The organism is Erwinia mallotivora (assembly GCF_000590885.1).
GTDB classification, from domain to species: domain Bacteria; phylum Pseudomonadota; class Gammaproteobacteria; order Enterobacterales; family Enterobacteriaceae; genus Erwinia; species Erwinia mallotivora.
In genome coordinates this window covers 20,759-33,143 of sequence record NZ_JFHN01000023.1, presented here as the reverse complement: position 1 = coordinate 33,143, position 12,385 = coordinate 20,759, and the positions used below count along the sequence as shown (strand labels likewise).

Here is a 12,385-nt window from a genome sequence, read left to right as displayed (position 1 = left end):
GAAAGTTACCCTCTCGAACAGGGAATCTGTTGCAGCAGGTTCCCTTTTCTCGATCACTGCGAATAATTACAATCACCTGGCCATATGTCAACCATTCCAGGCCCTTTCCGTACGTTTATCAGTGAATAAAGACAATTCCTGCTCCAGCGTTCTTGCCGCAATATCCATATTGATATCGATGTATTCCATTGTGGTGCTGACACTGCTGTGTCCAGGCAGGCCTTTAACCAATTGCAGATTACGCTCCGGGGATTTCATCAGCGTGGTGGCCAGCGTGTGCCTGAAACGATGAGGTGTAACGAAAAATCCGCATTCATTTGACAGTCGTCTGAAAAAAGAACGTAAAGGCTGCAATGACGGCATCCCCGATAGTTTTTCACGTTCACTCGGAGGAGATACAAAACGCTCAAAGTGAAAGAGTATATCGTCTCTTTCTGCACCACGGGCAATCGCTTTTTCAGTAAGCATTCTCAGTTGCGCTCGCAGGTGAGCGACTATAGGCACCTTCCACTCACGACAGGTTTTACTTCCCTCAGTTCTCAGTTCAATCGCCCCCCCTCATCCAGACAGACGTCTTTCAGACGAATATGCAGCAGCTGATTCTGGCGCATTCCGGTATAACGAAGCGTATCCAGCACGACATTCCAGTACCATACCGGGTAAAGCGCGCAATTTGCATGCCCTTCCGGGCAAATCTTTTCATCCTCACCAAATTGCTGCATTACCAGCGAAACCCTTGTCATCTGATTTACAGACAGCGTCTTCTTTCTTTTTTTATGCGATTTGACAGAAACACCATTAAAAGGATTTTCCTCATAACTCACCAGCTTCTGCTTTATCCAGAAATTATACAACGCGCGCATATGTTCAACTTTATTATTCCACGTATGAGAAGAAGACTCCTGCTCTTTTGATACATGACGACGCCACATTAAAACATCCCGTTGCGTTCTACTTTCAGGAAAACGAAGCAGCCCCATAAACTTCCTGAAGACATTGACAACCTTCATATAGCTTAACTCAGTCTGCTCTCTTAAATGTTTATGAAAAAAGTATTCATCCACAAGCATTTTCCAGGAACAATCACCATTATTTCCGTTCATTGTTTTCTCTTCAGTTATATGTTGAAAATGCTCTGTCTTTTTATAAAAATCAGGGCGCTGATATGTAAAGACTGTCCGCAGGTACTTTTTGATGAAAGACTGACTTACCTTTCAACAGATATCCTTTTTCCCTTCTGAGTTTACCTTTCTTATCACATTCATCATGTATCAAAACATAATAAAACCTTTTTTTATCATGGCGCTTATGTATATTCATCCTTTCAAAAGAAAGTTGAAGTGACTCTCTGGAATTTGCATTTTCACCTCTTGATTTCAGGAACTCGAAGAATATTCCAGGGACGGGAAGGAAAACATATCCAGAGATAGTGTGGATTTTATCGGGTTGCTCATTGAAGCTTAATTCCCCGGAGTTAATCCCTTTACTTAACCAGTTCATAAATTCCTGCCCATCAGGTATGTCGGGCGGAGAAGAATTTTTCACTTCGGAATCTGATAAGGCATCTCTCGAACAGCCATGATCCATATCTTTTAGTATGACTGGCTCATCGGTGACCGCCTCAGTAAAATCCACTAAACAATGATGAGTTTCATTCGTAACAGGATTTGTAGCATCCTCAGTATTATTAACCTCATCGAATAATGACAGCAGACTGTTGGTCTCCGTATTATTATCGTCATCTTTTTCTGAAAGATTTATATCACAGGGTTTGTTTGAGGGATTATCAGCGAGTTCAGCAGGCACACCCTCCAGAGAGGTAGCCAGAGTGAAATCAACAGCAGTCAGTGATTCGTTAGTTACAGTCTCTTTATTTTTTAGATGATCAAAAGAAGAAGTGAGCAATTCAGCCTGAGAGCCTGATTCAGTACTCCGGGTGGTTTCGATATCGTGTTGCAATGGCGATTCTGCTATTGCAGCAGCCTCGTTTAATAATTTTTGCAAGAGTTGCATCTCGGGATGATGATTGCGGATCGAATATGCGACATTGTGTAATGCAAGTGGTGTATCAGAAAGCCATTCGACAGCTTGTGATGTAAGCAGCCGTCCCGCAGACAGGACAGCAAAGGATTCCACCCATTCCCGGCAGGGGGTATAGAATCGAACACGGAATGGTCGTGCCGGAACGGACAGCCCCGGTTGCCAGCGTTTGCCGTCATCAGGTTCTTCCTCAATATGGGAGCACAGTGGAAGATGATAGAAAAGTGCTGACCAGAAGCGACTTTTTCCTCAGGCACCTTCAGGCGTTTACGGAAGTTCTCCAGATCGTGTCGTTGCCAGATGGAGCGCACGCCGCTGCCGGAGATGAACACGCCTTTTACGCAGTTCATTACAGATTCGGTGCTGACCATGAGCCGGGAACTCAACGGCGTACTCGGCAACCGCGTATTCAGACGCTTCATCGGCGCGGTTCTTCAGGTTGGGGACTCTGCGGTTCTGGTTAACCAGCATGTCAATACCGCCTTCTTCAACGCGTTCCTGATAACGATAAAACGTATCTCGCGACACGCCGATGATTTTACAGGTTTTGATACGTTACGGAGTTCCTCAGCCAGATTGAGCAAGCCAGCTTTGTGTTTGATGATGGGATTATTAGTATGAAACATGAGAGTTACCTCCTGTTTTGTATAAGGATTAGACACCCATAGCAAAACGGGTAACTCTCAACCTTTTAAGGTCCAGTGTCAGATCAGGTCGCGACCAGTACATTTAATGGCCATATAAAATGATTGCTTAACAGTGCTCACTGTTCCGTTGTTCCCCAAACTCCGATTTTACCCACCATTAATGGACACGCAAGTAAGTTTGAAATTTAGATTTTATATAAAAAAACCTTGTCTCTTTAAATTAGCATCATGCTTAATAGTGCGCCTGTGTGGTAGTTTACTAAAAGAATAATTTATTGAATACGAAAATGGATTTTTTAGACGAAAAAAACGTCATCAAAAAAAATAACAACAAGCTAACTTTAAATAAACAAGGATTGAATATGCTCGAACCTTCTACAGCAAACAGATTTTTATCCGTTGTATCAAGCCACCTTCCTTTTTCGACAGCATATCGCTATGAGACACCAGAACAATGTAATTTTCCGAAATTAACATTTAATAATTTTAATAACAATGTAGAACCTGAAATTTTAAAAGAAGGAAGCGCAGATGAACGTGCTTCACAATGGCAGGATTTTTGTTTGATGGTTCAGCAGATTATTAATCTGAGTGCAGACACCGGCACTAAAATGATTCTATCTTCTACTTTGGCAAATATCCTTAGAGATATGCCGCATGAAGTCATTATGAGCACAACAGCGCTTTGTAATATCATTTCCGGAAAACATGATGTAGAAAATTTTGTATTAAACACTCTGGGCCCAACAGCTTATTTTTTCCTCCCCGAGGGGAATTTTATATCAAAAATCGCTGATTATTTTGTAAAGGAAATCTCTGAATTTGTCAGCAGCCTTTATCCGTACGCCAAACCAGACAATATTGAAGATCTGAAAAATTATGGTATGTTTCTGATGGTAATATTAATAGCAGTCAGACATACACTAACCCTAAATGATTCCCCGCAAAATTGGTACTTTAAAATACCGCCCTTTATCGGAAACATGTTGATTAAAGCAAACACATATTGGAATACGCTACTGGATTTAAGTCATTCAAAAGGAGTCACAAATAGCACATCAAGCAGGGATAAAGGAATGAAAGATAATCCTGTTGATTTTGAAGTGGATACTAACATCAAAGTACTCTGGCCCACAGCAAAGCTGTCTCCAAACACGACATATAATAAAGAAGCGCTTATAAATGAAATCAGTCGGCAGTCTATAAAACCGGTACTGGGTAGTTTTTCATCGAATTCAACGACACACCAAAATCTTACCGTTATCGAAATGCCGGTTGATAAACAGTTATACCAATCATCAAGCTTCCATGAATGGCTCCAGACTAAAATCATTGACGAAATTAAACATGCAGAAAATATAGAAATATTTAATTGTAAGAATAAAAATATAATAACAACTCAGCCAGAAGATGGCAATCTTGTCGGCAATATCTATATGAATACGCAGTGTGATGCCGTCGCTAACCCTACCTCACATAAAAAGATAGCAGGTCCAGCGTTGCTAAACCACAAGAGTAAAAAAAATGATTTTCCCGCTGACCAAAATATCGCTGTGAGGTCTAACGATAAATATCCAGCCGGTGACTCCGATACAAGATTACACCTGGAAATGCCATTACATTCTTTATCCGGCCCCTTATCAGCAACGCCGGTTACTTCTACAGCCGTCAGGCCCACTCCATTATTGTTTTTTTCTGCGCTAGCCAGCTCAATAAGTCAGGTCTATTCAGCAGTCATAAAGCAATCTTATGAAGCTGGCGAATCGATAGGGAAACATTTCAAATCTTCTGAACAGCTCCAGAATAATTACAGCGCAGATGGCATAATAAAGCAAACGCAAGTAAAAGACCATCACGGTGAAAGTCGGTTAGAAAGTGCAGCCTCAGTGAGGCATATTCGTAGTATCAGTACGCAATCCCACTCTTCCAGAATTTTTGAAGATAATAAGCCCCTTATTCATTATCTTCGCAAAAAAGGCGCACTTGAAATAAGAACAAAAAAAAAGGTTATAACCAGGGAGGAGCTTGTTGCGGCCGTAGCCAGCCATATTTATACCGCACATCCAAAGGATGCGACTAAATTAAAGAAAACAGCAGGTCGGATACTTGCGGGAGCCGATTTGTATGGCGGAAGAAAAAACGAAAAAATTTCATCGAGTCAGGCATCAACTGTTGTTGGTAGTTGGCTATTTACTACTCTATTTGGAGAATCATTTAGTAATGTTATTTCGAAAAAAGTAGCTGAGAAATATCCTTCCTCAACCTGTACGGTTAATCAACTTTCAGAGATATTATTTCCCGAAAACAACAATAATAAAAATATCTTTCTCGAAGAGAATATCCCACCTCAAAAAAAAGAAATTTTTTATAATGTGTTAAATGAGTTTGCAAATATTATGATCCCTGCTTTCTATTTTTCGGACGTTTCCACACGATCAATGGCAATTGACAGTGATGAATTTGCATATTTATATACCGGCTCACGATATTTATCCGCAACTGGAAAACTGAAAGATTCAACACCGCAGGAAACCATTTTGATTGGCAAAAGCCTGTGGGAGATAGCCGTTACTGACGGAATCGAAGTTGATAAAATTTCCTTTTATTTGCTTCCCACCCTGCTGTTTTTAGCCCAACATCAGCCTGAAATGATTAGCACAGAAAATGATACACTTGCAGCCAAACTGGCGGCGATAACAGCCTATGTTAACTACAAAAAAAATCTTAAGGCAGCACGAGAGGACTTGCATAAAAAGATTGAAACTTATCAGGCCATGGTTAAAAAATGGATGAGTAAAAGCAAGCTGGCGGATTTTATCATAGATAACCTCTGTTCTGGAGTAGTTAAAGTAGATGAAAAGATTCATCCTTATTCAAGTATGAATCTGGCGAGGCATTCAGAGTCTCTCAGAGACATAGCGAAGCAAGACTACATAGACGGTACAAGCCGCCCCTGCCCCCCGGCACCATCAAGCCTGACTGCCGCCAATGAAAATGCGACAAAAGGAGTAGCAGACAGTTTTTCTCACATTAATGAGTATCTGCTTTGGGCAGCATTAGGTAGTGCAGATAAAGAAGAAATTAGCTTTATCACTGATAAAAATGCCGAGATACGTCCTGTCGCTGTCGAATTTAAAGCATGTTCAGAAATCGAACCTAACGCCAGGTCGTGTTTTCTGAATATGATTTCATTCCTGAATCCTGAAACAACAGACCTTTTTTCTGTAATGGTAGACGGGGAAGAGAGAATTTATTTCTTAAAGGGGGAGAAGGGCAATGATGATGGTAGCTATAAAATAGTTCGCGTTGATAAAGATATTGAAAGCTATATTAAATATAACCTTATTGGCCGGCCAGAAAGTTTAGGTAAATCTGATAATGTCAGAGGTTATACATTCTCCGTTCACAGAAAAGAAATAATCAATGCTAATAAAAAACCAGCCGATCTGATTAACCATTACGTTAAGGTGCACCGCGAGAGGCTTTATAGCGCACTTTATGCCTCTGGCGATCAGAAAGGTTCCTATCAGGCTTTATGGGATTTTGTAAAACACATGATTCCTTTTTATGACTGTGTAGAAGGAAGCATCAAGGGCGATGCCAGTCAGGCTGTCCCCGCGTGTTTAATAGATGCCATTATGTTTTTACCCGTTATCGGACAATCAATTGGAATGAGTACCCGGTTTGCTAAGGGTCTGGCACGCGGTATCACAAAGGGTATGGAATATGGTTTAGCCAGAGAGACGGCTTTTGAAGCTGGCCGGGTCGCTATCCATGAGGTTGCTCTTCCCACAGTTAATGATTTTATTTTGCTGAGTAAAAATATGCTCAGGGCGATAGATCCTGGTTTTGAACTAATAAACAGTGCTGGAAATTTTCTCACAAAAAAACTCATTAATATCCTGGCTAAAGAAAAAAAAAACGCAGCCCTGGTGACCAGGCTGACCGTAGGACAAATAATAAAAGATACCCCCCCTCTCCCTGATGATTATATTATGGCCAGATTACCCGGAGTAAAAGAAAAGCTACCGGTTAAAAAAGTGCAAGAAAATGGCAGTGAATCGATTTATGTCGCCTTAAGTCGTGATACCGGAGAATGTTTCGGTAAGCACTATTACCTCGAGGGTGATATGCTTATTCCCGTCATTAGAGATCAACATCCATTTTTAAAGCATATTTCTATGGAACTGGCTGACGTTATAACAGAAGAGATGTTTGCAGAAAATATCGTGAAATCTTCATTAGCAGGCCCGGACTATATGGGAATAATGCATGGTGATAGCGGCGAAATGTATCTTTGCTCCGGTTATAATTTTCTGCCGGTAATCCAGAAAATGTCTCAAGATGGATCTCCTTACTTCTTTGAGATTGTAATGAAGGACGGAAAAAACTTACCCATAGCATTCGACCCAGACATGCAAAAGTTTTATCTCAACACCGAAAACAATTCTATCATAAATGAAAAATGGAACCGGTTAGATATTAGATGCTCACTTCCTGGAGGACGTGTTAAAAGAGGTCTTAGCGATGCCTGTGGCATATTCACCATCCTGCCAAAGCCATCTGAGTTTAGTCAGGAAGAAATAGATCTTATCGACAAGATAAGAATACCCTACGACAAGACAAAAACCTACAATATGGTTGAAAACTTAAATAAAAAGTACTACAACGATGGTCCGCTTTTCGAAGTAACGCAAAAAATCAGTACAATTAACCCCAAACCTCCACTTGAAACCCTTGTGGTAGAAATGAATGGTCAGGCTGTTCCGGTAGAAATAGAAATTATTCGTGGCCATGGCATTAAATACTACGCCTCCAATCTGGAAATGAATGAAAAATATTCGTTAGTATTCATTAACGGCTACTGGGTTTTTGAACGTTCGACGGACGCGAGCGTTTCCAGGGAATTGCTGAAAGCGACCCACGGTCATTCTTATGAAAAAGCTTTAGCTGATAGCCCTATTTCAGTGCCCGATAGCAATGGATTCAGATGGGATTCAAATGACAATATGTTTATAAAAGTAAAGGATGAATACCTTAGAGTATATAGTTCTGATCAGGGAGAAATAAGAAAATATCTTCAAAATGAAAGCGGAGATAAATTATACATAAAAATGCAAGATGGTGTTCTATCCCCGGAAGGTTCTCACCCTTTATCAGAAAACCCTGATAACATTAAAAATAAGCATGGTAACAAACCTGAACCAGGCACGAGCAACGAACCGATAATAATTGCAGACGAGGCCCTGGCAATAAAATTATCTGATAAATGGGCAATAAAAGAGGGTGCTGATGATATATTCAATGAATTAAGATATTCAGCCATAGGCACCGAGGGACGTTTCAAAGGGATCTATACCATAGCGACTCATGACCAACAATCAGCATCTGCTTTTGAATATTTTATTTTACAGAATGAAAAAATTTATAAAGTCAGGTGGGATAGCTACGTTCAAAAATGGCGAGTTGTCAATCCTGACCATCCTGGCTCACTGGCATATGCGGAGCCAATTAGTTTAAATACCGATAATGAATGGGTTGTCGATTTTGATTTGCCGGGAAAAGGAGGAGCACCCAGAGGTCTACCAAAATTCACCCTACCTGAAACAAGAAATACGATTAAAAACGAATTTATCCTTGAAAAACATATGGGGCCGCTCGAAAAGGCGTCATTAAAAGGAAACTTTGCGGTTAGCTTCAGAAAAGCGGGAAGACAAACATTACAGGCACTTGCTGAAGGTGCCGGCGCTAAGCCCCACTCAATCCTGGAAAAAACGATCAAGCCCTCATCTTTAGAAAAATACTATCCACAGAATCATCTTGATATTGGAAAGAAAATCAAAGAGCAAGGCATTGAAGGGCTTGTTGGCCACTGGGATGAGAGAGAGGGGTTAACAGGTATATATTTAACAGGCGATATTGATGTAGGTACGCCATTAATAAGAAAAGGATCTCATTTCATCTATCCACTTGAAATAAATGATTTAAGCGGTTCTTTAACCAACCTGAAAAAGCAGAAAAATTGGAAGAGCTTATGTTATTCAGGAGATTATGATACGCATGACATAATCATTTACAAGGGAGCTGGCAGGCCTCGTAAAGTGTTAAGTGAATTAAAAGAAGAACAAGAAATTATCGACCTTATGAATACAGAAATCGCAAAAGTAGATGCCGAAAGAACAAAAGCATCCCCCATCTATCGCGTTATTCAACATGGCCCTCAGGTCAATTATCCAACCTATATGAAAGATCATAAAGTAGATGAACCTGGGCCACTTAGCCTTGCTGTTGCTAACCCCGGAGATTTCCCCGTTGCTATGCTGGATCGCGGACAATGGACTATGATCAACAATGTAGATGAACTGGCGGAATATTATACGAATGTGGGAGCCGTTATAAAAAATGCCTGGACCAGGGACAGTAACCTTATTTATACACCAGATGGCATTAAATATCGTCCGGGAGAGAGACAATAATGTCTCAGACTGACTTCTAAGAAAAAGTCGTTACAACGGAAGAGGCCCGATATTGGGCCTCTTTTCGTTCATATCGGTATAGATAGCGATCCCCTCCCTGTAAAACGGCCCATTTAATTTTAGAGATCTTCCGACATACTTATTATGTTTCAGTCAGGAGACAGCCATGCGCAAAGCCCGGTTTTACAAGGATATAGCAGATATGCTCAGGAAAAATTTAACGCATAATAGTATGCTCACAAGTTAAATACTCATGGCTTGTTGAATACAATCAGAGTCGATTTTTTAGTGGCCGGGTAATTCTGACTCTTAACCATCACCAGTCTGGTCGTATCAGAAATAACCTCTCCGGCCAGATATAAATTTATTAGTTATCTTTAGATGTGGTCTTACTAAATCGAGTTTCCTCTCTCGATAATCATTGATATCAACTACTGCCAGAGCAATAAAAAACCGTAAGCATGACAGCCCACCAAATTAATACCAACCCCATCACCTGGAATAATTTTATTTCTCTTTCTATTTTGAAAAATTCAAAAAACATCACTCCCACTTGATATATATCAAATAATTTAGATTGCTCACCAGGCTGTGTATGAATACAGTATCCATTGCATATTTTTATCAAAAAATGAAATTATGCATCCAAAAATGTACTCTACACAGGTGCTAATACACATGACAGACAATACAAAAAAAACCTCCTCAACGGTTGCATCACAGGCCGCTCGGGTGCTGAAAGATCCTGACTCTTCGGCAATTCAGAAGAGTTTAGCCGGTTCTGCCTTATCCCAATCCGGAACGTCAAACCAGACAGGTGGAAAAATGGAGACAACCGCTTCAAAAGTTTTAAACAGCTCCAAATATAGTGATCAGACAAAAACTCTCGCTGCCTCAGTGCTTTCTCAGGCCAACAAAGAGCGGAAAGCATAGCGTTTTGATACTCTAAGCAGCTATACGTAGCTGCTTTTCTTCTGAAAGAAAAAAATGAGAGAAGCATCAAATTTCCCTTCGAAGATTATCAACATACAATTCAAATTTGATGCAATCACAACGTCATTGTAAAAAAAGGCTAGCGCTAATCACGGAAAAATTGATTTACACAAGACTGCTTAATATCTGTAATTTCAAAAATAGTCTTTTTATATGCCGTGATTATCACCTTAATGGCTTCATCATCCCAAATACATCAAGTAACTGCTGATTCTGCCTGGCATCACCGTAAAAATTCCTTTTATTTTAATATCAATCATATTATCTCACTCATTAGCCTTCAGGCTTTCGTATAATGATTTCTGCATTAACCCGCATATTAATCAGGACATCAACACCACCGAAAGCCTCAGCAATCTCTCAACATGAACTTTAGCAGCATTGCTGTGATAGCCGTTCCGGTCAGTTGCCTGTGGCTGATACTCAGTATCTGGTTAGGTATCAGGCACGAAAAACTGGCATCTATTTCCCGTCAAAAGCCACGCTGAATGCCTGACTGCCTGACTGCCTGACTGCCTGACTGAGTCAGGATTGATGGTAGCCAGTATGCAGGCGAAGCAGAGCCATCGTGTTATTGTGGCCGCAGCATTACAGATTCATAACGAAACTACTTATAAAAAATGAGGATATTATGTCTGCGATTGAACAATTAGCCTATTACCAAAAGAAACTCGCTTACGAAACAGACTCATGGGATCTCTACCTGGCGATGAAAAATGGCGAAAACGTGGTCATCGTGGACGGACGCGCAAAAGAGGCTTATCTGCGTGAACACATTCCCGGTGCCATTAATCTTCCACACAAGGAAATGTGCTTTAACACCACCGCCGGACTGGATAAATCGAAAGTGTATATCTGCTATTGCGATGGTATCGGCTGTAATGCCTCGACCAAAACCGCGCTCAAATTATTGACCCTCGGCTTTGAGGTAAAAGAACTGCTGGGTGGTCTGGACTGGTGGAAGCGCGATGGTTACAGCACCGAAGGGAGTGAAGGCAGAGAGGGAACGCCGGTAGCCTGCGGCTGCTGATAACACCTGCAAATAGTCTGTATCTGACGCCGGAACCCGAAAGGTCGTGGAAAACATACCATGCCAGTAGTCTGTCTGAATCTTTACAGGTTACTGGCAACGGTGAACCCCCACAGGCCATCGCTACCGACAAAGGTTCGTGATACGCCAGTGGGCTGACTTTTCGGCATACTCTCTGGACATTGAAAATCCTGCAAGCCTAATTTATCAGCATCCCACGTCGCTATTCACAGCCGATCAAGACATGCCGAACGCAGAACCTCTGTCAGCTCTTTAAGCCCCTGAGGTATCTGTCGGTGTCCTGGATAGTAAATGTGCATCGCAGGTTCAACCGGTGACCAGTCAGGAAGGACGATAATCAGTTCCCCTCGCTTTATATAATCAGCAACTCGTTCTTCAAGACAGTATGTAATACCGACATCCCTCAATGCCAGTTCAATACCCAGCGTTGTCTCGTTGACGCAAACCTGTCCGGGCACATCAATCACACGATGCTCGTCACCTTTAGCAAAATCCCATCGATAAATAACACCCTGACCAGTGCGGATCTGAATGCAGGAATGACATTGCAGATCTTCAGGAATAACAGGAGCCTTTTTCTGATAAAGATAGCGCGGTGAGGCGACGGCAACCCATCGGAGTTCCGGTCCCAGCCTTACAGCAACAAAGTCCTCCGGCACAGTCCCGCCGAATCTGACCCCAGCGTCAAAGCCACCGGATACGATATCCACCATTTTATCGTCGACGGCAATTTCGACTTCAACTTCAGGATATTTTTCCAGATAGATGGGCAGCAGACGGGCAAAGAGCAGTCTGGCACCATCACTCAACACGTTGATTCTGAGACGTCCCACGGGACGATCGCGCATCCGGTTAATCTCATCCAACGCACCACCTATTTCATTGAAACCAATCTCAAGGCGTTGCGCCAGACTGGTGCCCGCTTCCGTAGGGGCTACCATTCGACTTGTTCGATTCAGCAACCTCACACCAAGCCTGGCCTCAAGATTTCTCACCGAGTGGCTAAGGGCTGAGGTGGTAATGCCGAGCTCAACGGCCGCCAGAGTGAAGCTCCGTAATCTTTCAACAGTCCGAAATGCATTCAAATCGGCAAGATCACCCCTTGATAGCTTTGCTACAGGTCTTACAGGCATATCATTGTCCATCACCGTTAAATTAAACAGACGAATTGGGAGGAT

5 protein-coding genes and 2 pseudogenes are annotated in these 12,385 nt (G+C 41.7%); 3 read left to right on the top strand and 4 right to left on the bottom strand.

Annotated elements, in window-relative coordinates; all coding sequences use genetic code 11:
• Window positions 1–87 precede the first annotated feature (87 nt).
• The 3 genes and pseudogenes from BG55_RS03535 to BG55_RS21690 all read right to left on the bottom strand — a co-directional run.
• A pseudogene (locus tag BG55_RS03535) lies at window positions 88–1,103 on the bottom strand (tyrosine-type recombinase/integrase).
• Between the two features lie 49 nt (window positions 1,104–1,152).
• The gene (locus tag BG55_RS03530) at window positions 1,153–2,136 is read right to left on the bottom strand and encodes a conjugal transfer nickase/helicase domain-containing protein (RefSeq protein WP_235192704.1); all 984 of its coding nucleotides are present in this window, start codon (window positions 2,134–2,136) and stop codon (window positions 1,153–1,155) included.
• A 140-nt stretch (window positions 2,137–2,276) separates the two neighbouring features.
• A pseudogene (locus BG55_RS21690) lies at window positions 2,277–2,666 on the bottom strand (helix-turn-helix domain-containing protein); the annotation flags it as partial.
• Window positions 2,667–2,974: 308 nt separating this feature from the next.
• Here BG55_RS21690 and BG55_RS03520 point away from each other — a divergent pair.
• The 3 genes from BG55_RS03520 to BG55_RS03510 all read left to right on the top strand — a co-directional run bounded on the left by BG55_RS03520 (window position 2,975) and on the right by BG55_RS03510 (window position 11,186).
• Window positions 2,975–9,163 (top strand): hypothetical protein, encoded by a 6,189-nt coding sequence (locus BG55_RS03520; protein WP_152542611.1) that lies wholly within the window; start codon window positions 2,975–2,977, stop codon window positions 9,161–9,163.
• Window positions 9,164–9,841: 678 nt separating this feature from the next.
• Window positions 9,842–10,096 (top strand): hypothetical protein, encoded by a 255-nt coding sequence (locus BG55_RS03515; protein WP_200871588.1) that lies wholly within the window; start codon window positions 9,842–9,844, stop codon window positions 10,094–10,096.
• 691 nt (window positions 10,097–10,787) lie between these two features.
• On the top strand, window positions 10,788–11,186 hold the full coding sequence (locus tag BG55_RS03510; protein WP_034934397.1) for a rhodanese-like domain-containing protein: 399 nt from the start codon (window positions 10,788–10,790) through the stop codon (window positions 11,184–11,186).
• Between the two features lie 227 nt (window positions 11,187–11,413).
• On the opposite strand, the gene BG55_RS03505 is transcribed toward BG55_RS03510, so the two are convergent.
• Window positions 11,414–12,340, bottom strand: coding sequence for a LysR family transcriptional regulator (locus BG55_RS03505; protein WP_034934395.1), 927 nt, complete (start codon window positions 12,338–12,340; stop codon window positions 11,414–11,416).
• Window positions 12,341–12,385 lie beyond the last annotated feature (45 nt).

Excerpts from the sequence above, each read along its gene's own strand:
- BG55_RS03520 (WP_152542611.1), top strand. The coding sequence starts at position 2,975 with ATGGATTTTTTAGACGAAAAAAACGTCATCAAAAAAAATAACAACAAG.
- BG55_RS03515 (WP_200871588.1), top strand. The coding sequence starts at position 9,842 with ATGACAGACAATACAAAAAAAACCTCCTCAACGGTTGCATCACAGGCC.
- BG55_RS03510 (WP_034934397.1), top strand. The coding sequence starts at position 10,788 with ATGTCTGCGATTGAACAATTAGCCTATTACCAAAAGAAACTCGCTTAC.
- BG55_RS03505 (WP_034934395.1), bottom strand. The coding sequence starts at position 12,340 with ATGCCTGTAAGACCTGTAGCAAAGCTATCAAGGGGTGATCTTGCCGAT.